This window comes from Sandaracinaceae bacterium, assembly GCA_016706685.1.
Classification (GTDB): Bacteria; Myxococcota_A; Polyangia; order Polyangiales; family Houyiibacteriaceae; genus JADJJE01.
In genome coordinates this window covers 338,481-362,190 of record JADJJE010000001.1, presented here as the reverse complement: position 1 = coordinate 362,190, position 23,710 = coordinate 338,481, and the positions used below count along the sequence as shown (strand labels likewise).

The window sequence follows — 23,710 nt, the reverse complement described above, 5'->3', positions numbered from 1 at the left end:
CCACGAGCGTGTCGTGATCCAAGTCATGGCCGCTGACACAGAGCCAGCTAGCGTGTGCCCATGCACTCGGTCGTATGCTCGGTCAGGCTCGCTCGCGCATGCCGGCGCCCCTATGTGACCGCTGCCTGCTCGCTCGCGCTGCTGGCCGCGCTCCTCTCGCCCGGCTGCAGCGACCCCGCGCCGCGCGTCGATCCGACGCGGTTCCTGGTGGACGACGAGGGGGGCGCGCTGATCCTGCACGGCACCAACGTAGAGAGCGCGGCAAAGGGCAGCCCGGACAACCTCCCCGTCACCTTCGCCGAGGTGGACGCCGAGCACATGTCTTCCGAGTGGGGCTTCAACTTCGTTCGTTACCTCATCTTCTGGAGCGCCATCGAGCCCGAGATGGGCATGTACAACGAGGCCTTCCTGGACGACGTGGAGGAGCGCCTCGACTGGTTTGCGGCGAATGGCATCCACGTGCTGCTGGACATGCACCAGGACGTGTACTCCACGCGCTTCTGCTGCGATGGCGCGCCCGACTGGGCCATTCACGCACCCTACGAAGACTACGAGGTGAACACCGGCCTCTGGTCGTTCAACTACTTCACCCCCGAGGTGCAAGAGGCCTTCGACAACTTCTGGGGCTACGAGGGCGAACACCGCGTCCTCCAAGACCACTACGTGGCGATGTGGCGGCACGTGGCCGAGCGCTTCCGAGACCACCCCGCCGTGCTGGGCTACGACGTCATGAACGAGCCCTACCAGGGCTCCGACTTCGACCTGGTGGGCCTGGCCTTGCGCCGCGACGCCACCCCCGAGAGCGCCCTCGGGCGCCACGAGGCCGGGGCGCTGACCGACTTCTACCAGCGCGTCATCGACGGCATCCGCGAGGTGGACCGCGACAACTACATCTTCTTCGAGCCGTCGTATGGGTCGGTGGGCGACGGAGGCCCATCGTTCATCCAGCCACTGGACGACCCGCGCGGCGGCGCGGCGCGTCTCGTGTATGCGCCGCACCTCTACTCCTTCAAGCTGGAAGCCGCTGAACTCTATGGCGACGAGGACGACATCTTTGCGAGGTGGCGCGCCCAGAGGGAAGTCGACGGTGAACGGCTGCAGACCCCCATCGTGATGGGCGAGTGGGGGCTCGACATGAACTTCCCCGGCGCCACGCGCTTCGTCGACGAGCTGCTGCAGATGTCCGACGAGATGATGGTGGGCTGGGCCCAGTGGTCGTGGGACCCGAACGGCGGCTGGTCCATGTTCGATCAGGGCGGCGAGGGCGAGCCCCGCTGGGTGGAGCGCCCCCTCCTCGAGCAGCTGGTGCGCACCTACCCGTTGCGCGTCGCGGGCGAGCCCGTGTCCATCGCGTTCGAGCCCGCCACGGCGGAGCTGCGGCTAGTGTTCGAGTCGCGCGCTGGCGTACGTGGCGACACGGAGATCTTCGTGCCGAGGCGTCGCTACCCGGAGGGCTTCGAGGTCGTGGTGTCGGACGAGGAAGGCACCTTCGACGTACGCCGCGACGACGCGCGTCAGCGGGTGTTCGTCACGACGCGCAGCTCGGGCACCCACGAAGTGGTGGTGCGACGCGCTGCTCCTTCCCCCACGGCCAGCCGCGCCGTGCGCCAAGAGAGCTTCGCCGAGGTCCGCCGATGAGTCAGCTCGTGCGCCATGTCCTTGCCGGTTCCGATGACGTCCGCCGCCAGACCCTGGCGACCCAGGCGGCGCTTCTCCGACAGCGACTCGATGGCGACGTGTGGCCCGGTGCGACGTTGGGCGCCATCAGCACCATGGCGTTCGACACCGCCGCGATCCGCGCAGCGCTCGACCCCAACGATCCGGTCATCCTCGACGACCTGGAGTGCTGCGGTTGCGCCGCCGCGGCCGCGTTCCTCGCCGCCACCGCGCCCGGCCACGGCCCGATCGAGGCGCCAGGCCCTGGGCTGCGGCGCGTCCAGGTGGACCGCGACCGTTTCGACCGCGGCAAGCTCAGGGGGCAGCTGCACTGGCGCACCGGCATGCTGGCCGCCGCCGCCGCTCGTCACCACGAGGCCATCGCGGTGCTCGCGTCGATCCAACCTCACGACCTGCGCGACCTCTCCCCCGCAGCCCCGTCGTGGTTCGCGAGCGAAGCTGCCGCGCTGACCGCCACGTTCCGCCGCGACGCCGACGCCAGTGACTGGCTGGTCGCCGCGATGCGCGCCGCCGACCCCGACCGAGTCGATCCCGTCAGCCGCGACTACGTGCGCCTCCTGGTCGGCGCTGAGCTCGAGCTGGGCCTCCGCGTGGTAGAGCGCGACGGAGCGGGCTTCGGGATCGCTCTCGCCCAGGCACTCGGCGGGCACCATCACTACTACGGCCAGGGCGACGCCAAGGGGGGCGTTCATGGTCAGCTCGCGCTGGCGCCGCTGGCCATGGCCTGCCTGGCCCGCGACCTCGGCGTCGGCCTCTCCATTGCGATCACGACCGACTACGTGCCGGCGTGGATCATCGACAACACCGGAGCACTCCATGGCTAGTCTCGAACATTGGGTACCCGCGTTCGTACGTCGTTCGGCGTTGCTGTCGCTGCTCGTGCTGCTCGCGGCGTGCAAGCGCGTGCCCTCGGACGACATGAATCAGCGGACCATCACGCTGCGCGGTCGCATCCCCCAGACCGACACTGCGTCGGTCCCCGGCGCGATCATCGCCGCGCTCGGGCCTGCCGATGCGGTGAAGGTCATCATGATCAGCGGCAACCAATACGAGATCCGGGCAGTCAGCAACGGCGCGTTCTCGTTCCCTGTCCCGACCGACCGCGTGGTGAGCCTGGTGCTGGTGGGCCCAGCCGACGAGTACCTGGGCTTCGTCTCGGTGCGCGACGCCATCCCGGGCGTGCCGGTGCAGGCCGTCGATGACGGTGTGTCCACCATCGACCTCGGCACGTTGGTCGCGAGTGGCGCGCTGATCGCCCCGGGAGTCGACCCCGTCGGGAATGGCATCACCCTGGACGACGCGGAGATCGAGGCGCTCTCGGAGCTCGGCGTGGTCGCCCGCGCGTTCCTCGAGGATCCGGATGTGGACGGCGACGGAGTGATCGACCTGCTGCAGGGGCGGGAGTTCCGGCTGCAGATCGCCGCGCTCCGCAACAGCAGCTTTGCGGGTCTGGTAGGGCAGCCGGCGGCGCCCGTGTCCGTCTGGCAGATGGGCGTCAACGTGGTCGAGGACGGGGTCGACACCTACCCCAGCTCGGCAACCGTCACGGGGCCTGCGGGCTCCGGCATCGACGCGCTGATGGTCAACAGCATGGCGGCCGGCTTCGGCAACATCTTGTACGGCATCCCGCTGCCGACGCCGGAGGTTCGACCCACGCCGGGCATGTGGACGCTAACGTATGGCGAGCGCACCCTCCTCTTCCAGCTCGCGGACGTCTCGGGCTTGGCCGATATCGCGCCCGCGCTCGAGCCGACTGTCGTCCTCCATGACGATCAGACCATAGAGCGCATCGACTGGGTGTGGCGCATGGCCGATGGGTCCACGTCGACTGCCCCCGCGTCGCTGGCGAGTGACGTGCGGGTGCAGGTGGTCGCCGGGGCGCCGGCGGTGCGCTGCCCAGAGTCCAACCTCACGCAGTTCGCGCCCGACAACGTGTACGCGATGGTCTTGCCGCCGGAGACGGTCTCGCACGAGTTGGCGTGCCAGGACATCCCGTGGAGCGCAGTCAGCAGCGTGGAGCTGTCGTACGTGGACGTGTTCGGCAGTCAACACGTGTTCGTCGCTCAGCGCTTCTGAGCCCGCACGCAGCTTCGCCCGCCGCCGTGTCCGCTACTGCCTTCGCGGCGCCGCGCGAAACTGCGTGGCGCCCGGGACGCGCGGCACGAGCTGAGCGACGTTCTGCGTGTAGAGGTCGGTCTTTCCACAGCCGCTGCACACGATCAGCGCGACGCGGATGCTCGTGGGGAGCTTCGTGAGCGCGATCCCCACTGCGCGGTGTACCTCGAAGGCGAGGTCCGGCAGGTTGTGGAACTCGACACCCCCGCAGGCGGGGCAAGGGCGATACGGATGCTCGTTGCTCATCTTTCGAGTCTATCGAAATCGGGCGTTCCTTGCTCGAGCGGAGGCGCGCTTCCGGCGGCCCTGTGCACCCTCGCGCGGAAGCTCGGCGATGGAGGCGTGGCGCCGAGCCCTGACACGTTGCACTGTCGGCACCCAGCGTTGCAACGTGCGGGCGCCGCGTGCGGCTAACTGATGCGCGAGCTGACCGACAGCCCGTCTCGCTCGCCCAACGCCAATGACCCGCCAAGCTCGTGGACCAGGACCAGTTCGACCGTGGGAACCACGATGGACGCACGGCGACCTATGCCGCCGCGCCTGGGTATGCGCCGCTGCGCTGCTGGCGCTCGGGTGCCGGCAAGGCGCGAACCGCGACGTCTTGGATGCTGCGCACCCTGACCGCACGCCAGACGCGGAAGTCGATGGTGGCGAGCGTGACGTCGGCGGCCGGCATGACGCGGCGAACGACGCGAGCCCCCAGGAGGACGCATACATTTCCGAGGCCGACGCCGCGTTCGATGCGAGCGACGCGGAGACGGGCGTGGACGCGGGCGCGTCCGTCGTGCAGGACTGCCTGTCGTTCACGGACCGCTCCGCCATTGACGCGGACCGCACGCTGGCTTGGAACTTCGATCTGGGCGCGCTCCCCGAACGCTGCATGCAGATCGCCGTGGGCCAGAGCGTCACGTGGTCCGGAGCCTTCCGGTGGCACCCGCTCTCCGCGCTCGGAGGTGACCTGCCCAGCCCCATCCCCGGCGCCTATCCGGACGAGGGCGACCACACGCTCGCGTTCCCCGTTCCGGGGACCTACGGGTTCATCTGCGAAGTGCACACCGAGATGCGGGGAGCGATTCGGGTCGTGCCCTGAGTATTGATGCGGGTCGTCTCAGCGCAGACCGAACGGCCCCACGTCTACCGGGGCTTCACCCCCTCCAGCTTCATGTACAGCTCGAGCAGCCGCGGCACCTGAGTGGGCACCAAGCGCGCCAGCAGGTCCTGGGCTCGTCCGTCCGCGATGAAGATGCGGCCCGTCCCGTTGGCGATGCCGCGCAGGATGGTGTCCGCCGCCTTCTCCGGCGTCGCGCCGCGCGTCTGCAGCGCCTTGTGGAAGTGGTCGCTGTTGGGGCCCTGGTAGTCGGCGTTCCGTGTGATGTTCGTGGCGACCGCGCCGGGGTGCACCGTGTGGAACGTCAGGTTGCGCAGGCCTCGCACCGCATGCTCGGCGCGCAGCGCGTCCGTGAAGCCGCGCACCGCGAACTTGGTGGTGCAGTACGGCACCAGGTAGGGCGCCGCCAAGATGCCCTGCGAGCTCGAGAGGTTGGCGATGGCCGCCTGGGGTCGCTTCAGCATGTGGGGGTAGAGGCGCTGGGTGGTGTGCACCACGCCCCAGTAATTGATGTTGGTGATGCGCTCGAAGTCCGGCTCGCTCACCTCTTCGAACGTGCGGTCGCCGAGGGCGATGCCGGCGTTGTTGATCAGCACGTCCACGGTCCCGAAGCGCTGGAGCACGTCGTCCACGAAGGCGCTGATGGCGCGCTTGTCACCCATGTCCACCTGGCTGAAGTGGTGCCCCGCAGGGTGGCTGCGCATCGCGCGCGTGGTCTCGCTCGCGTCGTTCACGTCGCAGTGAGCCACCCGCACCCCCAGCTGGGCGAGCTGCACCGCGAGGGCCCGCCCAATCCCGGCGGCCGAGCCCGTGATGATGGCGTTCTTGTTCTCGTAGTACCGGCGCATGTTTCGTGTCCTCTTGCTGGAAGTCTGCTATTCTGGATACAAGTGCATCCACATGCAAGGTCCATCATGAGCATCAAGCAGTACACCACCCTCATCGTCGGCAGCGGGTTCGGCGGGCAGTGCGCCGCCATCAACCTCCTCGAGCGAGGCCACACCGACTTCCGCATCCTCGAGCGGCGCCCCTTCATGGGGGGCACGTGGACGCAGAACTCCTATCCCGGTGCGGCCGTGGACGTGCAGTCCCCGCTCTACTCGCTGTCGTTCGAGCCTTATCCGTGGACCCAGATGTACGCCGAGCAGCACGAGCTACAGCGCTACACGGAACACATCATCGAGAAACACGGCCTCACGCAGAAGACCGACCTGGGCACCACCGTGAAGTCGGTTCGCTGGCTCGAAGAGGAGCATATCTGGGAGGTCGAGACCGTCGAGCGCGGGACCTATCGCGCGCGCTTCGTCATCAACGCCAGCGGGCCGCTGAGCACGCCGGTGTTCCCCACCATCAAGGGCCGCGAGCGCTTCGCCGGCGCGTCGTTCCACACCAACGACTGGAACCACAGCGTGGACTACCGTGGCAAGCGCGTGGCCATCGTGGGCACGGGCGCGAGCGCCGCGCAGATCATCCCCGCCATCGCCGGCAGCGTCGCCGAGCTGCACGTGTTCCAGCGCAGTCCGCACTGGGTCCTGCCGCGCCCCGACCACGTGTTCACACCGGTGGAGCGGGCCGTGCTGCGCAACCCCCTGGCGTACAGAGCGCTGCGCGCCGCCATCTACGCGAGCCTCGAGCTCCGCGTGGTCGGCATGAAGTACTCCCTGCGCGCCCTCGAACTCACCGCGCAGCGCGAGGCCCTCGCGCACCTCCGGGCCCAGGTGGCCGACCCCGTGCTGCGCGCGCAGCTCACGCCGGACTTCACCATCGGCTGCAAGCGCGTGATCTTGTCATCCACGCTGTACCCGGCGCTGTGCCTGCCCACCACCACGCTCCACACGGGCGACCGCGGCATCGCCGAGATCGACGAGCGCGGCATCCTCACCACGGACGGAGAGCGCGTGGACGTGGACATCATCGTCTACGCCACGGGCTACGACGCCACCGACGGCGTGATCTCCTATCCCGTGGTGGGGCGCGACGGGCACAGCGTGGCGGAGCTGTGGAGCGAGTACCCGCGGGCGTACCTGGGCACGAGCCTGCCGCACCTGCCGAACCTCTTCCTGGTCACCGGGCCCAACACCGGCATCGGCCACACCTCCGCGCTGTTCATCATCGAGTCGCAGATGAACTACATCATGAGCTGCATCACCACCGCGCTCGACGAGGGCTACCGCACCGTGGAGGTCACGCCGCGCGCCGAGGCCGAGTACACGGAGATGATCCACCGCGAGATGGAGGGCACGGTCTGGCAGGCCGGCGGTTGCAACAGCTGGTACAAGAGCAAGAGCGGAAAGGTCATCGCCATGTTCCCCGGCTTCAGCTTCACGTTCCGACACCTGGCCCGCCGCATGGACCCTCGCCACCACCGACTGGTTGCGTAGCGCATGCCCAAGAGCCGAGAGAGCCCCACCAGCCCCCGCGCCTACGGAGGCGAGAGCCACACCGAACGAGTGACCGCGCGACACGAGCGGCTCCTCGAGGCCGGCCTCGAGCTCATCGGCACCGAGGGCCGGTCGGCGGCCACCGTGCGTGCGGTGTGCGCGACCTCGGGGCTCAGCCAGCGCTACTACTACGAGAGCTTCCGCGACGCCGAGGACCTGCTGACCCAGGTCTACCAGCGTCAGATCGCCCGCCTCGAGGCCGCCATCCTCGGCAGCGTGCAGCCCGGTCAGTCACTCTCGCAGCAGGTGCGGCGCGCGGCCGACGCCTACTTCACCACCATCCGGGCCGACCCGCGGCTCGGGCGCGTCGTGCTCTTCGAGGTCTTGGGCGTGTCCCCCGAAGTCGACGCGCTCCATCGCGCCGGCAGCCAGCGCTTCGAGGGCGTGGTGAGCGCGCTCATCACCAGCGGCTTGCCCGCACACGCCGGCCCGCGGCTCGACCTCGCCGTGCTGTCCCAGGCCGTGGTGGGCGCCATGGTGACGGTCGCCGGGAACTGGCTCCTCAGCGGCTTCGACCGGAAGCAGGGGGCCATCGTGGAGAGCGTCGGGTTCGTGTTCGACGCGGTCCTCGAGAAGCTCTCACGCTGACGCCCCCATCGCGCGGAGGTCAGCCCTGCAAGCGCGCCAACAGCACCTCGGGGGCCGTGGTCTCGAGCGGCGGCACCGTGGCCGCGAGCTCGTCCACCCGCGCGGCCGCGTCCAAGAGCCTGGCGCGGAACGCGGAGTCGGCCTCCGCCTTCTTCACCAGCGCCTCGTGCACTGACAAGGCTCGCTCCACTTCGGAGCACACCAGCAGCAGGTCACAGCCCGCGTCGATCGCGCGCACACCGGCCTCGCCGCTGCCGTAGTGGTCGGCGATGGCCTTCATCTCGAGGTCGTCGCTGATGATGGCGCCCTCGTAGCCCAGCTCCCCGCGCAGCAGCTCGGTAATGGCCCGCCGCGACAGCGTGGCGGGCACGCCCGGCTCGAGCGCGTCGAACACCACGTGCGCCGTCATGATGGCCGGCACGCGCCCCGCGGCCGCCTTGAAGGGAGCCAACTCCACGTGGCGCAACCGCTCGAGGTCGTGCCCCAACCGGGGCAGCGCCAGGTGGCTGTCCACGTCGGTGTCGCCGTGTCCCGGGAAGTGCTTGCCACACGCGATGACGCCCGCGTCCATGAGCCCGTCCGCGAAGGGCAGGGCGAAGTCGATGACCGCCTGCGCCGTCGCCCCGAACGAGCGGTCCCCGATGATGGGGTTCTCGGGGTTGGTGTTCACGTCCAGCACCGGCGCGAAGTTCACGTTGAAGCCCAGCACGCGGAGCTGCGCACCCAGCTGCTTGGCTACCGCGCGGATGGCCTCGGGGCCACGCTTGGCCAGCTCGGCAGCGGGCGGCAGGGTCAGCACCGGCTCGCGCAGGCGCGCCACGCGCCCGCCCTCTTGGTCCACGGCGATGAGCGGCAGCGAGCCCGCTGCGTGGAGCGCGCGGTACTCCCGAGTGGCCTCGAGCGCGTGCTGCACGTCCGGCAGGTTGCGCTTGAACAGGATGACGCCGGCGAGCGCCCCCTGCGCCGCCAGCTCACCGATGACCTCCGGCACGTGACCCGCTGGATACCCAACCATGATCACGCGCCCGGCGGCGATCGTCAGCGCTCGCGTCACGCGGTCTTGCCCGTCTTCTTGAAGTACGCGATGGCGTCGCGGATGGTGTCGTCGATGGGCCGGAAGGTGGCCCCCAGCTCGCGCTTGGCCTTGTCGGCGCTGAAGAAGCTCTCGGCCAGGCCGTACTCGAAGAAGTCGAGGCTGAGCTGCGGCTCCTGGTTCATGCGGATGGCCACCTTGTTCATAGCGGTCACGATGGCACGCGCCACGCCCACGGGCACGGCATACAGGCGCCGCTCCTTGCCGGACACGCGCTGGATGGCGCGCAGCAGCTGCTCGTTGGTGAGGTTCTCGGAGGCCGCGATGTAGCGCTCGCCGGCCTTGCCGCGCTCGGCCGCCAACACGTGCACCAGCGCCGCGTCGCGCACGTCCACATAGGCCGCGCCGCCCGGCACGTGGATGGGCGGGCCACCCTTGAGCGTCTCCAGGATGAGCTTGCCGGAGGGCGTGGGCCCGATGTCGCCCGGGCCGAACACGATGGCGGGGCACACCACGCGCACGTCCAGACCCCAGTCCGCGAAGGCCTCGGCCAGCTTGCGCGAGTGGTACTTGCTGCGGCTGTACGGGAAGTCGATGTCCCAGACCTCGTAGACCGTGTTCTCGTCGCCCACGGTGCCGGCCGGGGGGCGGCCCAGCGCCACGATGCTGGCCGTGTAGACCACGGTGCCCACGCCCGCCCGGCGGCAGGCCTCCAGCATGTTGAAGGTGCCCGCGTTGTTCACCTCGTACATCATCGTCGGGTCGGGCGCGTACGACTTGTAGACCGCCGCGCAGTGGAAGACCGTGTCGCAGCCGGCCACCGCCTTCTCGCAGTCGGCGCGCTTGCGCACATCGCCGCGCACAATCGTAACGTCGAGCCCGCGCACGTTGTCGTCGGGTTCGCCCGCAACGGCCATGATGCGCACCCGCACGCCGCGCTCCACCAACAGCTTGACGATGGAGCTGCCGAGGAACCCGCAGCCGCCTGTGACCAACGCTTGTTTCATCCGGGGACCATACCTCATGCGCCAGCCTCCGCGCTCGCCCTAATTCACCATTTGGCGAAAAGTTACCCCGCGCGCCCGTGAGGCTTTCTGCAAGGGCTCAGCTCGCGCTCTGGGCGGGGCGCTTGCCCACCACGGCGCCCGGACTCACCTTGCCCGCGTGACCGTGCAGCTCGCCCGCATCCGACAGCGCCTCGCCCAGCACGAGCCGCTCTCGCTCGATGGCCCGCAGGTGGAGAAGCGCGCGGCGGTGTCCGTGATTCTGCGCGAGCAGGGCGAGGCCAGCGGCCCCGAGGTGCTCTTGATGCGCCGCGCCACCAGCACGCGTGACCCCTGGTCGGGCCACATGTCGTTTCCGGGCGGCCGCCACGAGCCGCACGACACGGACCTCTCGGCAACAGCACAGCGCGAGACGCTCGAGGAGGTGGGCCTCGACCTCACCACGCACGGCACGCCACTAGGTCGCCTCGATGACATCGAGGCCGTCGCCAGGGCGCTGCGCACCGGGATGATCATCCGCCCGTACGTCTTCGAGGTGCCGGCCAGCGCCGAGCTCCGCGGAAACTACGAAGTGGCCGAGCTCGTCTGGGCGCCGCTCCGGCCGCTCTTCATGGGCGAGCGAAACATCACCCACGACTACGAGCTAGCCGGCCGCAGCCTGAAGCTCCCGGCCTACGACGTTCAAGGCCGCGTCGTCTGGGGCCTCACGCACCAGATGCTCGCCTCCTTCTTCATGCTGCTCCGCCAGCCTTGAATCCAAAGGAAGAGGGGCCGAAAAATCGTCCGAGCGCGAGCGCGCCCGGAGCGGCGGGGCGCAGAAATACTTCTGTATTTCAAGCCCTGCCGCGAGGACGAAAGCCGCGCCCGGGCGATTTGGCGGCCCCTCTTCGCTTCAGTGCTTGTGGCCCTCGTGTCCATCCTCGCCCTCCTTGGGAGGGGTCCACGCGGTGGCCGCAAGGTCACCCGTCTCGAAGCCGCACCAGATCTTGATCTGCTTGATCATGAACTCGGCGCCCTCGCGTGAGCTCAGGTCCACCCGGTAGGTGTTGATGAACTTCACGCTCTCCTTGAGCCACATCTCCCAGGCCTCGTGCGAGACCTCGGCGAAGATGCGCTTGCCTAGTTCGCTGGGGAACGGGGGCTTCAACAGACCGGGCAGGTCCTTGTCGAGCTTGATGCAATGGATGATGCGGTCGGGGTCGGCGGCGGGCATGTGCGGCCGAAGGTAGCGCAAAGGGTCCTGCCTGGCCACGTCACCCGCCTGATCGTAGGCTCCGCCGATGGATTACAGGACCAGCCTCGGATCACACGCGCTCGTCATCGGCGCCAGCACCACCATCGGTGAGCAGTTCGCTCGCCAACTCGCCAAGAAGGGCATGAGCGTGGTGCTGGTGGCGCGCCGCCAGGAGGAGCTCGAGCGCGTGGCCGCCGACATTCGCCGCGAGCACGCCGTGGAGGCGCGCGTGGTGGCTCTCGACTTGATGGAAGACGGCGCCGTGGACCGCCTGGTGGCAGCCGTCTCCGACGTGGAGATCTCGCTGCTGGTGGTGAACGCCAACCTCCACAAGGTGAACCTCTTCGACAAGATGGACCTCGACACCAAGCTGCGCATGATCCGCATGAACACCGAGCTGCCGGTGCGCCTGGTGCACACGCTGGGGCCGCCCATGCTGGAGCGCGGGCGCGGGGGCATCATCCTGATCAGCTCGCTCAACTGCCTCACGCCGCTCGAGATCGACAGCGTGTTCCAGGGCACCAAGGCGTTCATCCTGCTCTTCGGTGAGAGCCTCTGGGCCGAGTACCGCCGCCGCGGCGTGAAGGTGGCCGTCACGCTGGTGAACGGCATCGAGGGCAGCGAGAGCTACGAGAAGAAGCTCAGCCCGCGCAGCCGGAAGGTGGCCAAGCTCATCGGCGGCTCCATGCCTCCCGAGCGCATCGTGGCGTCGTCGCTCACGCAGTTCGAGCGCGACTACCCGGTGCTGGTGCCGGACTTCCTGGTGCCCATCAACCGCAGCGCCGTGCAGCTGGGCTTGCTGGTGCGCATGGCCAAGAGCCGCGCGCTCACGCTCGGCGCGTCGGGTCTGTTCGGCATGCTGCTCGACGGCGACGAGGTGCAGTCGGGCATGCGCTGAGCGGTCGGGCGAACTACGGGACGTCGGGTCCTCGCGCGTAGCGCTCCGCGATCTCGGCCTCGCTCATCGCAACGTCGTAGATGCGCACGTCATGGAGCGTTCCCTCGAACTCCGCGTCCGCGCTCCATTGCGCGCGCCCGAGCCAGCCATTCACGTCGTCGATGTCTGCCAGGCTCTCCGTGTCCGGCACCGTGGTCATCCCCAGCAGAGCCCCGTCGAGATAGACCGCGATGACGTTCGGGCTCGGCCCCGAATCGAAGGTGGCGACGACTTGGTGCAGCGACCCGGTGGGCAGCGCGTCCACCCAGAAGACGCGCCAACCGGTGCTGTCCAGGCTCGGGTCGACGTCGAACACGAGCCGAAGTTGACCACTCGGTGTGACGGCAAGTGAGAAGTGCCGCGTCCCTTCCGCTTGCACGCCTTCACCACCGCTGCTGTTCCCGAAGTCGAAGATGCGCTGGTAGTCACCTCCCGCAGACCCGTTCCAGACGACCCATGATTCAATCGTGGCATCGGGCAGCGCGGAGAGGACGCCGTTCGGCAGGTTCACGAATTGCTCGGACGTTCCACCGGCGAGCGAGAGCGTGCCGGTCCCGCTGAGCGAACCCGAGCCCATGACCTCGCCGTGCGCGCTGCCAACCGAGTCCGTAGCGATGGTTCCCGTTCCTTCGAAGCGATACCAGTGCACCAGCGTCGTGGGCACGCCGGCGTCCGGGTCGCCTCCGGCGTCCGTGACATCGGCGTCGCTTCCTGCGTCCCGAGGGCCGGCGTCGCTGCGCGTGTCTACCGCGCCAAAGTGGATGCGTCCGCAACCGACGGCGAGCGACGCGGCCGTCCAAAGGATCACCCATCGAGAGACCCGTGGCCGGGTCGCACCGTGTCTCGGCTGCACGGCAAAATGCTATCTGGTTCTGGCGTGGGTGACCACGGGGATGTTGGGTTCAGAGTCCTAGAACCGCCCGTAGGCCACGCCGCTGTAGCAGAACACGTCGGCGTCCGCGCAGCTCTCGCTGCCGTCCAGCGGCGTGAGCGCGGGCAGGTCGGCTACCGTGGTGAAGTCCACCGCGTCCACGCGCGCCCCATAGCGGATGCGCATGCGTCCTTGGTCGTCGATGCGGTAGCTGGCGCGCTGATACTGCTCGGGGCCCACGCTGCGCCAGTGGATGACCAGCTCGCCCTCGTGGTCGTCCGGGTCGCTGGGCGTCAGCACCTCGCCGAAGCGCTCGAACACGTTGGCCATGCCCTGTTGCTCACGGCGATACACCAGCCAGGCCACGTCCGGAGACGCGTAGAGGGACGCGTCGTACAGCTCCCCGTCCTGGTGCACGCGGAAGATGGAGAAGAGGTCGTTGCACGCGTCGTCCTCTTGCGGCGCGCAGGCCGCGCCGTCCTCGGGCTGCTCGTACCAGCCACCCACCCCACCGGTGAGGGTCGTCTGCGGAGCGCGCGGGAAGGGCGGTGTCGCCACCAGCACGTGTTCGGCGCGGTAGAGCCAGTCCTCCACGTGGCTCAGGTCGTCGTAGCGGAAGTTGTCCACCCGCTCGGCCTGCGCCACCAAGATGCCTTCGAGCGCGGTCCGCACGCTCGGCGCCACGTAGTCGTACTCTGGGCGCGCCACGTTGTCCTGGCTGTCGCCCATGTGGATGGCGGTCCACTCGATGTCCTGCCACGGGACGTGGGGCACGGTGTCCTGGCCGGTCATGTAGGTGGCGTTACCCACGATGCCGGCCGACACCAGCGAGGGGCGCGCGATGGGCGTGCTCGCGGGGACCACCACCGGGTCACCCGTGATCAGGTTCTGGCTGAGCGGGATGTCCCCCGAGGGGTCCGCGTAGCCCGCGTCCACCATGAGGTCGATGACCGCGCTCGAGATGGCGCCCACGTGCCCGAACGTGTAGCGGTAGGGGCACAGCTCCACCTCCACCTCGAACTCCACGCCGTTGTACTTCTCGATGCGCGTGACGCGGGCCTCGGCGGGAAGCTCGTAGTCCACCAGCCGCGCATACACGTCGGCTGCGGCCACTGCACACCTGGCCCACGGCGCACGAGCCCGTCTGCTGCAGGTCGCCATCGAAAGACAGCTGGACCACCAGCGGGTCGGTGCGGTCCACCGCGAAGAGCGCCGCCCAGTCTGCCTTCACGTTGCCTTCGGCGTGCCCCGTGTGCGGCTGCGTGTGCGCACCCCAGGGGCCAATCAGCACGTGCGCGATGTTGCCCGACGCAGAGGTGACCGCCAGGTGGTCGGCCTCGAGGGTGTAGTCGAACGGGATGTCGAGGTCGCGCTCCATGTCTTCGCAGCGCGGTGGCGGGGGTAGGTCCGGGCCCACGTCGGCCACCGTCATCGGCGGGCCGTCTCCGCAGCCGAAGGCGAGCGGGGTCAACAGCCCCAGCGTGAGGGCAGAGCGCAGGATCGAGAAGAGTGGGTTCGACATGGCCCTCACGCTAGGAATCGACGGGGGACTCAGCCATGGTCATTTTCCTTCCCAGCGCGAGAGGGCAGCATTCCCGCATGGCCAGCTCCGACAGCGCGTTCCACCGCGCACTCCCACACGGGCCGATCGAGCAGGTGTTCGAGCACGTGTTCTTCGTGACCGGGACCACCCGCCCCACGTTCTTCGGCTTGGACTGGCAGTTCAGCCGGAACATGACCATCGTCCGCGACGGCGAAGCGCTCACGCTGGTGAACACGGTGCGCCTCGACGACGCGGGGCTCGAGGCGCTCGAGGCGCTGGGCACGGTGCGCCACGTGGTCCGGCTGGGCGCCTTCCACGGCATGGATGACGCCTTCTACCTGGACCGCTATGGGGCCTCGCTCTGGGCGCTGCAGGACATGGTGCACGAGCACACGCACCCCACGGACCACGTGCTGCGCCCTGGCGCTCCGCTGCCGTGGGCGGACGCCTCGCTGTTCGTGTACGAGACGGCCAAGCAGCCCGAGGGCATGCTCCTCGTCGCGCGCGCGGGCGGCATCCTCATCGCCTGCGACAGCCTCCAGAACTGGGAGGCGCCAGACGCGTTCTTCGACGAGGCTTCGGCGGCGCGTATGCAGAGCATGGGGTTCTTCCGCACCGCCAACGTGGGGCCGGGCTTTCGTACCGCGTGCGAGCCGGCCGCCGCGGACTTCCAGCGGATCCTGGAGCTCCCCTTCCGGCATCTGGTGAGCGCTCATGGCACCGTGCTCCGTGACGAGGCCAAGCCTCACCTGCGCGAGACGTTTGCGGAGCTCTACGGGATCTGAGCGTGCTGCGACGTGGCTACTCCTCCTCCGCCCCCCGACGATGACACGAGCTTTGCGGCGCTGCGCGACGTGCGCCCGCAGGAGCACGCCATCGCGCGGCAGCTAGGCCTCCGCCGGCTGCTCGGGCGCGTGCTCGGGCGTGGCGACACCTCCACGTGGGTGGGCCGCTTCGTACTGGAGCAGAAGGTGGGCGAGGGCGGCATGGGGGTGGTCTATCGCGGCATCGACCCCAGCACGTCCCAACAGGTGGCCGTCAAGCTCCTGGAGCACACCGACCCGCGCGCCCGCACGCGCTTTGCCCACGAAGCGGAGGTGCTGCGCACGCTGCGCCACGAGCGCATCGTCCGCTACCTGGACCACGGGACCACCGCCGAGGGCTTCGACTACTTGGTGATGGAGTGGCTCGAGGGGAACGACCTTTCGCACGTGCTCCGCCGCGGGCCGCTGCCCATCGCCGACGCGGTGCGAGCTGGCTACGAGGCAGCCATGGGGCTCGGGGCCGCACACGCGGGCGGCGTGCTGCATCGTGACGTGAAGCCGAGCAACCTGTTCCTCGAGGGTGGCAGTGTGACGGCGCTGCGCATCATCGACTTCGGCATCGCGCACGCGGAGCACATGGGCACTCGGCTCACGTCCACCGGCGCGGTGGTGGGCACGCCCCACTACATGGCCCCCGAGCAGGCGCGCGGGGCCGAGTCGGTGCGCACGGACGTCTACTCGCTGGGTGCCACGCTGTACGAGTGCCTCACGGGCACGCCGCCCTTCTCCGGCGAGCACCCTGCGGCGGTGCTGCTGGCGGTCATGGCCGAGCCCGCACCCAGCGCGCGTGCCACGCGGCCCGAGGTGCCCCGCGAGCTGGACGCGCTCCTCGGCCGCATGATGGCGAAGGACCCACGAGACCGCCCGCGCGACATGAGCGCCGTCATCACGGAGCTGGGCGACTTGCTGGGCGTGGCCGAGGGGCGCTCGTCCGCGCCGGCGTTTTCGCTCGCGGAGCGTGAGCCGATGGTGCCCGTCGCCGCGGCACACGAGAGCCAGCGCCTCTCGAGCTGGGCGCTGCGCGGACGTGCGCGCGAGCTGGCTGCCCTGCACGGCGAGGTCGCTGCCTGCGAGGAGGACGGGCTCGGCGCGGTGGTGCTGCTGTCCGGTGCCCCCGGGGAGGGCAAGTCGGCGCTGCTCGGCGGGTTCGTTCGCGAGCTGCGCACGGCACGCCCCGATGTGCTGGTGCTGGACGTGGTGGCCCAAGAAGAACTCGCGGGCGCGCCCTTCGCCACGCTGCGCGCCGTGGTCCAGCACGCGAGCGCCGCGCACGGGCCCGGGCCGGACGGTGGGCACCGGGGTCCACCGAAGCAGGGCATCCGCGACGCGCTGCAGGCCATGACGGCGCTCCTCGGCGTGGTGGATGCCGGCGCCGCTCACCACGCGCTCGGAGACCTGGCGGCCCTGGCCGACCGGCTGCGGGGCGCGTGGTTCGACCTGCTGCAGTGCTGGTACGCGCGCGGCCCGGTGGTGTTCGTGGTCGACGACGCGCATTTCGTGGACCTCAGCTCGCTGCGCTTCCTGCGCCGCGCCATGGACTTCCCCACCGAGAACGCGCGCTTGCTGGTGCTGGCCGGCCCGCCGGGCGCGGCGTTCGACGCGCTCGCGCGTGGTCTCTCTCCGCGGCAGCTGGTTCCGCTCGTCATCGGGCCGCTGGGCCGTCGCTCCGCGCACCGCTTCGCAGCCGACTGCGCCCCCACGCTCACCGCCGCGCAGCGCGAGCGCATCGTGGCAGCGTCCGGCGGTAACCCCGCCAGCATTCGCGCCCTCGGCCGCGCCATGAGCGACACGCGCGCGGGGCAGGGCGAGAGCCCGTGGCAGCACGCGCGCGAACGGCTCGCGGCGCTGTCTCCAGAGAGCCGCCGCGTCGTGCGTGCGGTCAGCCTGGTCCAGGGCGCGGTCGATCCGGCCCTGATCGCGCGGCTCCTCGGCGTGGATGTCGACTCACCGCAGCTGCGGGAGCAGCTCCAGTACTTGGTGCGCCTAGGGCTCCTCCGTGCGGTGGTCGCGGCAGGGGCAGACGGCGGCCTGACCGTGGAGATAGAAGACGAGTTCCTCCGCCGAGCCGCGCACGAGTCGTCCGCCGAGGAGGATCTCCGCCGCGGTCACCGCGAGGTCGGGCGCTGGCTCGCTGGTCAGTCCGGGGCTGCCCCCATGGCGGTGCTTCGTCACCTGCGGGCGGCGGACGCGCTGGCCGAGGCGGGACCGCACTTCCTGCGCGCGGTGCGTCATGCGCTGGCGGGAGACGACGCTGCGCTGGTGGAGCAGCTGGTGAGCGAGGGGCTGCGCTGCACAGCCGATGCAAACGTTCGTGGGCTGCTCGAGGCCGCGCGTGCCGAGGCTTGCTTCTGGTCCAGTGACCTCCGCGGGGCACGAGCGGCGGCGCTCGCTGCGCGCGAGCTGCTCACGCCCGGCTCGTCCGCGCACTTCGAGACCACGGGGCTAGCCCTCACGGCGGCGGGCCAGCTGGGTGACAACCAGGAGGTCCGCCAGCTGCTGGGCGTGGCGGCTGCGCAGGCGCCCGCCCCTGACGCGCGCGACGCACGCCTGCTGGCCCTCTGCCGCGGCATCACCCAGCTGAGCGCCAGCTCCGATGCCGACGCCGCTCGTTTGGTGGAGGCGGTGGAGGCCGAGCTGGGACAGCGCACCCCAGCCGCGGCCACGCTCGCGTGGGTGGAGCGCATGTGGGCGTGGAAGACGCTGGGCGCGGGGCTAGACGACACGCTCGCGTGCTGGATGCGCGCGCACTCGGCCCACCTCCGCGCTGGCGACCCCCGCAGCGCGGCCCAGATACACATCTACCTCGGCTCGCTCTACGTGTGGACGGGTGCTTGGGAGCGGGCTCGGGCCGTGTTGGACGAGGCCCTGCACGCCGCCGAGCGCCTGGACAGCGCTCAGCTACGGCGCTCGGCACAGTACACCGCGTGCAAGCGGGTGGCCGAAGAGGGCTCCTACCTCGCGGCGCAGGCGGCCATCGCGGCGGTCCTCTCGGCGCTCGAGGACAGCCCGCGCATGCAGGCCGGGGCGCACGTCTACCAGGGCCTCTCCGCGCTTCGGCATCAGCTGCTCGACGAGGCGTCGAGCGCGGCGTCGCGTGCCGTGGCCAGCCACCAGTCCCCCGTCATCGCGCTCGCGAGCGAGGCCATCACCATCATCGTGGCCGCCCAGTGCGGCCGCCCCGAAGGCCTGCTGGATGCCACCCGCGCGCTCGAGCAGGCGGTCGCGCGGGCGGGGGTGCTCCCCGAGTTCGACGCGCTGGTGGAGCTGGCCCTGGTGAAGGGGTTCGCAGCGGTGGGCGAGTGCTCGAGGAGTGACGCCCTACTGCGCACCGCGTGCGCTCGCCTCGAGACGCGTGCCCAGACCCTCGCGGACCCGGTGGCCCGCAGCCACTACACCAGCCGTCCCTATGCGCACCTCCGCTTGTTCGAGCTGGCCGCGAAACACCACCCGGGCTGAGTTGCTTCAGCTCTCTTCGGCCTCGGGCCGTTGGTCCCGGAAGCGCGCCGCCCACGCGTCCAGCTGCAGGCGTGCGCTGCCCGGGAGGGCGGTGCCCGGCGTCTGGGCCATGACCTCGCGCAGCAGGGCTCGCGCGCGGTGCAGCCGGCTCTTCACCGTGCCCTCTGGGATCTCGAGCAGCTGGGCCAGCTCGTCGATGCCCAGCTCTTCCCAGTAGTAGAGCTCCACCACCAGCTGCAGCTCGAGCGGGATGCGCTGGAGCGCGTCCACCAGCGAGCGCTGCTCGGCCCGGCGGAAGGCCAGGGTGCTCACGCCCGGGGCCAGGTCCACGATGGCGCTCGCGCCGAGGGCCGCGTCGGGCCGACCGTCTCGCGTCCGGGCCCGCAGGTGCTCGAACAGCACGTTGCGGGCGATGCCGAACAGGAAGGCACGGAAGGAGGCGACTCCCCCGTAGGTGTGCAGCTTCTCGGAGCACACCAGGAACGTCCGCTGCACCAGGTCCTCCGCCCCGTGGTCGGTCTTGGTCCGAAAGAAGCGCACGATGGCGTCGTAGTGCCGCTCGATGAGCACCTCACCCGCGTCGGAGTCGCCGTTCCGCCACTCCGTCACCAGGTCTGCGTCGCTGCTCATCGAGTGGAACCCTACCATCATGACCGCGCCGCCCGTTCACTCGACCAAGTAGGTGATGGTCAGCGTCACCTGGTTCGCCACGAGCTGCACCTGATCGGCGTCGTTCTGGCTGTCGGTCGCCGTCATGAAGCGCAGGCGCGCCCGGGTCATGTCTCCGCGCTGGTTGCGGTTGTCGATGTCGCTCTGCACGAACGCGGTCACGGTGGCCCCGCGGGAGAAGGTCAGCTCACCGGCGGTGCGCTCCACGTTCACCTGGCTCGGGGTCGTGGCCAGCAGCTCGGCGCCATACGCGTCGGCGTCCAGCGCCTCGAAGTACACGTGCTGCACCACCAGCTGGCCCAGGTCGTCATCCGGATCACCGTTGACGGTGATCTCGGGCGCCTCGAGACGCGCGGACTCCACGGTCACCGTGTTCGGCATGCTGTCGAGCGAGAACGTGACGAAGCTGGAGTACGACGTGTTGGAGACACCGTCTCCGAGCACGAACGAGCCGGGCGTAGCCACCCCAGTCGAGGTCACGCGGCCCGAGGTGGACGCCACCAGTGGCGCGTTCACCACGATTCGGCGCAGTGTGCTGAATTCCAGCGTGGCCTCTTCGGCGAGCGGGTCACCCTCGGCGTTCGTCGCCGCCGTGGTGATGCGCATGCCGAACGCCAGGGCCTCCACCAGCTCGTCGCCTTCGGCGTAGGGCAGCGGCTCGCTCGGGATGACAGTCAGCTGATCGCCGGCGTCGTTCCACTGGAAGTCCACGTCGGCCGCGGGGAGCTCGTCCGACTCGTAGGCCGCCTGGGTGGCTTGGGTGTCCATGGTCTCGCTGAACACGAAGACGAACACGGTGTCCTCGGACACGCCTTGCGCTCCGCTGGCGGGGGTGGTGCTCACCACGTGTGGCCCCTCGAGGGCCGCGTCGTTCTCGGGGACCGCGCCGTCCATGAGGATGACGCTGGCGTCCATGTCGATGTCGCCGGACCCGCCGCCGCAGCCAGCGATGACGGTGAGGGCGCCGCAGAGGACGGCGATGAAGCGGGGCGAGCGTGAAGCAGAATAGCGGCTGAGCATGAGGGTCTTCTCCGTATGGGGTTGCCCGCGATGCGGGCCTTCGGAGGAGAAGTGACGACCGGCCCCCGGCGGTTCACGGAAATCGACCGACCTTCGCGGTGCCACCTTCGAACCATCGGCAGAAAATTCCTCTCTGATGGGCCGGGTTCGATCAAATCGTGACCTGCGCTGCCTGTTTTCCGGGGGAGGTGTTGACGCTGAAATCAAGGCCCTCTAGCATTTGGAGTCGGCGGTCGGGTGCGCCACAGGAGGCTTGGGAATGCGCTTCGGGGTATGTAGCGGCTTGGTGTTCGTGATGTTGTCGGGTGTGGGCTGAGGTGGGCCCACCGACAGTGACGCGGGCATCGATCAGGTCATGGTCTGCGCCAACGCGGCCGACTGCAGTGATGGACTCTTCTGCAACGGCGAAGAGACATGGAGGTGTGGGCGCGACCGGCGCCGACGCGCGCGGCTGCGTGCCCGCCACCACGCCGTGCATGGCGAGTCAGGCCTGCAGCGAGGCGGACGACGAGTGCGAGACCCAGTGCGGCACCATGCCGGACGCCGATGGCGACGGACACGACGCGGTGGTCTGCGACGGCGATGACTGCGCGGACAACGACATGAACCGCTTCCCGGGCAACGCGGAGGTGTGTGACGACGGGCACGACGAAGACTGCGATCCGGACACGCTGGGCACGACGGACGGCGACACGGATGGACGCATCTCCGACGCGTGCTGCAATGACGAGGTGTGTGGGGACGACTGCGACGATGCGCTCCCCGCGGTGTTCACCGGCGCGTCCGAGATGTGCAACGCGGCGGACGACGACTGCGATGGGACATCCGACGAGGGGCTCTCGGTGGGCAGCTACTATCGCGACTGCGATGGGGACGGCACGGGCGACCAGAACTCGCCCGCCGTGCCGGGGTGTGGCTCACCCGGAAGCGCGCCGACCTGCGCGACTTCGCTCTCGGGGGCCGGTTGGGCGCTGGCCAACGGCGACTGCAATGACGGCAACCCCGACGTGGCGCCTGGCACGACCGAGATCTGCAACGGGATGGACGACAACTGCAATGGCTCCACAGACGAGGGTGTGGTGCCCACGTGCTACCAGAACCTCGACGGGGACGCGTACGGCAATTCCCTCGTCATGCTCTCTTCGTGCACCTGCCCGAGCGGGTACGTGACGCAGGCGGGTGACTGCAACGACACGCCGGGCGTCGGCGCCAACATCTATCCGGGCGCCAACGAGCAGTGCGACGGCTTTGACAACAACTGCAACAACCTGCTGGACTTCCCGGGCGAGGACGACGACGGAGATGGCTATGCGGATGCCAGTCAGTGCATGGGCGTGCCGAACGCCACGGACTGCAACGACACGCCCGGGGCGGGGGCCAACATCAACCCCGGACGCACCGAGATCACCGCCAACGGCATCGACGACAACTGCAACGGGCAGGAGATCTGCTACGTGAATGCAGATGGCGACGCCTACGGCACGTCGGCCACCGTGGCCACGACGGACATCGGCTGCGTGGCGGGAATGCAGCACTCCCTGCAGCCCGGAGACTGCTGCGACACCGACAACCGCGCGTTCCCCGGACAGACCATGTACTTCACGAGCGCGCGGACGACGTGTGGCGGCTACGACTTCAACTGCGTCAACGGCGACGAACGCGCCCCCGTCACCAACCCCACCACCATCAGCACCGGCGCGTGCGCCGGATCGGTGGCCGCTAGCTGCAGTGGCTCGACGCTGACGCCGGGGTGGGTTGGCGCAGCTCCCACGGCGTGTGGGCAGGTGGCCACCTACAACAACAGCTGCTTCGTGGGTCAGAGCTGCGGCCCGTGTCCGATGACGTGTCGGGTGGACGCCACCAGCTTCACGCTCGGCTGCCGCTAGTCTCGGTTCCCAGGCGGGGTGTGCGCACTCGGAGTCGGGGTACAGACTGCCCAAGCAAAACGCCCCGGAGGACCGCAGTCCGCCGGGGCGTCTTCGTGCTCAGCGCAGGCTCAGAAGCCCTGAGCGTTCAGCTGCGGGCGCTCGGTCACGGCGATGCGGTACGGGATGGCCTGGCCGGCGGCGTAGCTGCCCACCCAGATCTGGTAGGTGCCCGCGGGGGCCGGGCCCTGGATGACCGGGTTGAAGTTGCCGCCGCCGTCGTCGTCGCAGAGGAACGTGCCGGCCGGGGTGCGCACCACCAGGGTGGTGTCCTGCGCGGCCGAGCCCACCAGGCGCAGGCCCGCGAAGTTACCCGCGGTGGTGAGGATGTGGTTGGGCGTGGGGGTGACCCAGCCACGGCAGTTGGGGCTCATCTGGCTGGCCTGCATGGTGCCGCCAGCCGTGCCGCTGAGGACCTGCGGATCCGGCATGAAGCCGGGGGCCACGGTGGCCATGGTGGGCGCGCCACCGGTGGGGGCGGCGACGCCAGGCACCACGCCGGGGACGGCGCCGGGGACCGCGCCCGTGGGGGCGGGGATCTGGGCCACGGAGAACGCCGGGTTCTCGGTCACGGCCAGGTTGTACGGGAAGTTCTGCCCGCCCATGTAGCTGCCGATGTAGATCTGGTACGTGCCCGGTACGAGCATGGCTTGCACGGCCGGGTTGGTGCCCGAGCCCGCGCCGTCGTCGTCACACAGGTACGTGCCGTCGGGCTTGCGGATGACCAGCGTGGTGTCGTTGGTGCCCGCGTTGATGACGAAGCGCACGAGGTTGAACGTGCCGCCGGCGACGAAGAGGTGGTCGGGCCGCGAGCTGATGTGGCCGCGGCAGGCGGGGCTCAGCGTGGACGCGTCGATGTTGCCGCCGCTCACGCCAGCCGCCATGTGCGGGTCCGGAAGGAAGCCGGGCGCGAGCGCGATGGTGCCGAAGTTGGAGTCACCTCCGGATGGCGCCACACCGGGGACCGGGATGGCGACGGGCGCGACAGGCTGCCCGGGAACCGGTGGCACGGCCACGGGCTGACCGGGCGGCGCGACCATGGGCTGACCGGGCACGCCGGGGACGGGGGCAGCCACGCCGGTGCCGGGGGGCGGGGGAGGCGGCGGTGCGGTCTCGTCGCCGCCGCAGCCCACGAGGGCCAGGGCCACGAACAGGGTGAGGAGCGCAGCGGGGCGCGCCTTCGAGGAGGACGTGGATGCAGACACGGTTTCGCCTTTTGGTGTGGGGCGCTTGCTGCGCCGGAGTCGCGCACACCCGTGCGCTCG

At 69.7% G+C, this 23,710-nt stretch carries 21 protein-coding genes; 11 read left to right on the top strand and 10 right to left on the bottom strand.

All coding sequences use genetic code 11. The features are described from left to right. The first annotated feature begins 60 nt into the window (after window positions 1-60). The 3 genes from IPI43_01535 to IPI43_01525 are packed head-to-tail and all read left to right on the top strand — an operon-like array spanning window position 61 to window position 3,753. Window positions 61-1,638, top strand: coding sequence for a cellulase family glycosylhydrolase (locus IPI43_01535; protein MBK7772810.1), 1,578 nt, complete (start codon window positions 61-63; stop codon window positions 1,636-1,638). After that, window positions 1,635-2,501 carry an immunity 49 family protein gene (locus IPI43_01530; GenBank protein MBK7772809.1) on the top strand — a complete coding sequence of 289 codons (867 nt, stop codon included), beginning with the start codon at window positions 1,635-1,637 and terminating at the stop codon, window positions 2,499-2,501. The genes IPI43_01535 and IPI43_01530 overlap by 4 nt, the downstream gene beginning before the upstream one ends. Further along, on the top strand, window positions 2,494-3,753 hold the full coding sequence (locus tag IPI43_01525; GenBank protein ID MBK7772808.1) for a hypothetical protein: 1,260 nt from the start codon (window positions 2,494-2,496) through the stop codon (window positions 3,751-3,753). The genes IPI43_01530 and IPI43_01525 overlap by 8 nt, the downstream gene beginning before the upstream one ends. A 33-nt stretch (window positions 3,754-3,786) precedes the next feature. Here IPI43_01525 and IPI43_01520 read toward each other — a convergent pair whose 3' ends face one another. Next, entirely contained in the window at window positions 3,787-4,038 is a 252-nt protein-coding gene (locus IPI43_01520) for a hypothetical protein (GenBank protein ID MBK7772807.1), read from the bottom strand. Window positions 4,039-4,393: 355 nt separating this feature from the next. Here IPI43_01520 and IPI43_01515 point away from each other — a divergent pair, with 355 nt between their 5' ends. After that, on the top strand, window positions 4,394-4,882 hold the full coding sequence (locus IPI43_01515) for a hypothetical protein (GenBank protein MBK7772806.1): 489 nt from the start codon (window positions 4,394-4,396) through the stop codon (window positions 4,880-4,882). A 44-nt stretch (window positions 4,883-4,926) separates the two neighbouring features. On the opposite strand, the gene IPI43_01510 is transcribed toward IPI43_01515, so the two are convergent. Further along, window positions 4,927-5,748: an SDR family oxidoreductase gene (locus tag IPI43_01510; protein MBK7772805.1), complete on the bottom strand. Its 822-nt coding sequence runs from the start codon at window positions 5,746-5,748 to the stop codon at window positions 4,927-4,929. Between the two features lie 72 nt (window positions 5,749-5,820). Between IPI43_01510 and IPI43_01505 the strand changes: the two genes are divergently transcribed. Both IPI43_01505 and IPI43_01500 read left to right on the top strand, forming a co-directional pair. Beyond that, entirely contained in the window at window positions 5,821-7,281 is a 1,461-nt protein-coding gene (locus tag IPI43_01505; protein ID MBK7772804.1) for an NAD(P)/FAD-dependent oxidoreductase, read from the top strand. A gap of 3 nt (window positions 7,282-7,284) precedes the next feature. Then, window positions 7,285-7,929, top strand: a complete 645-nt coding sequence (locus IPI43_01500; protein MBK7772803.1) for a TetR/AcrR family transcriptional regulator — start codon at window positions 7,285-7,287, stop codon at window positions 7,927-7,929. Between the two features lie 19 nt (window positions 7,930-7,948). Here the strand turns inward: IPI43_01500 and nagZ are convergent, their stop codons facing one another. Both nagZ and IPI43_01490 read right to left on the bottom strand, forming a co-directional pair. Beyond that, window positions 7,949-8,983, bottom strand: a complete 1,035-nt coding sequence (gene nagZ, locus IPI43_01495) for a beta-N-acetylhexosaminidase (GenBank protein MBK7772802.1) — start codon at window positions 8,981-8,983, stop codon at window positions 7,949-7,951. Further along, window positions 8,980-9,969, bottom strand: a complete 990-nt coding sequence (locus tag IPI43_01490) for an SDR family NAD(P)-dependent oxidoreductase (GenBank protein ID MBK7772801.1) — start codon at window positions 9,967-9,969, stop codon at window positions 8,980-8,982. Before IPI43_01490 ends, nagZ begins: the two co-directional genes overlap by 4 nt. Window positions 9,970-10,147: 178 nt before the next feature. Here IPI43_01490 and IPI43_01485 point away from each other — a divergent pair, with 178 nt between their 5' ends. Next, window positions 10,148-10,720 carry a CoA pyrophosphatase gene (locus IPI43_01485; protein MBK7772800.1) on the top strand — a complete coding sequence of 191 codons (573 nt, stop codon included), beginning with the start codon at window positions 10,148-10,150 and terminating at the stop codon, window positions 10,718-10,720. A 138-nt stretch (window positions 10,721-10,858) separates the two neighbouring features. Here IPI43_01485 and IPI43_01480 read toward each other — a convergent pair whose 3' ends face one another. After that, window positions 10,859-11,179, bottom strand: a complete 321-nt coding sequence (locus IPI43_01480) for an oxidative damage protection protein (GenBank protein ID MBK7772799.1) — start codon at window positions 11,177-11,179, stop codon at window positions 10,859-10,861. Between the two features lie 67 nt (window positions 11,180-11,246). Between IPI43_01480 and IPI43_01475 the strand changes: the two genes are divergently transcribed. Then, window positions 11,247-12,098, top strand: a complete 852-nt coding sequence (locus tag IPI43_01475) for an SDR family NAD(P)-dependent oxidoreductase (protein ID MBK7772798.1) — start codon at window positions 11,247-11,249, stop codon at window positions 12,096-12,098. Window positions 12,099-12,111: 13 nt separating this feature from the next. Here IPI43_01475 and IPI43_01470 read toward each other — a convergent pair whose 3' ends face one another. Next, complete coding sequence (locus IPI43_01470; protein ID MBK7772797.1) at window positions 12,112-12,945, bottom strand: LamG domain-containing protein; 834 nt, start codon at window positions 12,943-12,945, stop codon at window positions 12,112-12,114. 102 nt (window positions 12,946-13,047) lie between these two features. Beyond that, on the bottom strand, window positions 13,048-14,091 hold the full coding sequence (locus tag IPI43_01465; GenBank protein MBK7772796.1) for a hypothetical protein: 1,044 nt from the start codon (window positions 14,089-14,091) through the stop codon (window positions 13,048-13,050). A 516-nt stretch (window positions 14,092-14,607) separates the two neighbouring features. On the opposite strand from IPI43_01465, the gene IPI43_01460 reads away from it, so the two are divergent. Then, window positions 14,608-15,336, top strand: a complete 729-nt coding sequence (locus tag IPI43_01460; GenBank protein MBK7772795.1) for a hypothetical protein — start codon at window positions 14,608-14,610, stop codon at window positions 15,334-15,336. A gap of 12 nt (window positions 15,337-15,348) precedes the next feature. After that, window positions 15,349-18,831 carry a protein kinase gene (locus IPI43_01455; GenBank protein MBK7772794.1) on the top strand — a complete coding sequence of 1,161 codons (3,483 nt, stop codon included), beginning with the start codon at window positions 15,349-15,351 and terminating at the stop codon, window positions 18,829-18,831. 6 nt (window positions 18,832-18,837) lie between these two features. Here the strand turns inward: IPI43_01455 and IPI43_01450 are convergent, their stop codons facing one another. Beyond that, on the bottom strand, window positions 18,838-19,461 hold the full coding sequence (locus IPI43_01450) for an RNA polymerase sigma factor (protein ID MBK7772793.1): 624 nt from the start codon (window positions 19,459-19,461) through the stop codon (window positions 18,838-18,840). 36 nt (window positions 19,462-19,497) lie between these two features. After that, window positions 19,498-20,520: an Ig-like domain-containing protein gene (locus tag IPI43_01445; protein ID MBK7772792.1), complete on the bottom strand. Its 1,023-nt coding sequence runs from the start codon at window positions 20,518-20,520 to the stop codon at window positions 19,498-19,500. 386 nt (window positions 20,521-20,906) lie between these two features. Between IPI43_01445 and IPI43_01440 the strand changes: the two genes are divergently transcribed. Then, window positions 20,907-22,406: a putative metal-binding motif-containing protein gene (locus IPI43_01440; protein MBK7772791.1), complete on the top strand. Its 1,500-nt coding sequence runs from the start codon at window positions 20,907-20,909 to the stop codon at window positions 22,404-22,406. Between the two features lie 110 nt (window positions 22,407-22,516). Here IPI43_01440 and IPI43_01435 read toward each other — a convergent pair whose 3' ends face one another. Continuing rightward, window positions 22,517-23,650 (bottom strand): hypothetical protein, encoded by a 1,134-nt coding sequence (locus tag IPI43_01435; GenBank protein MBK7772790.1) that lies wholly within the window; start codon window positions 23,648-23,650, stop codon window positions 22,517-22,519. Window positions 23,651-23,710: the final 60 nt, after the last annotated feature.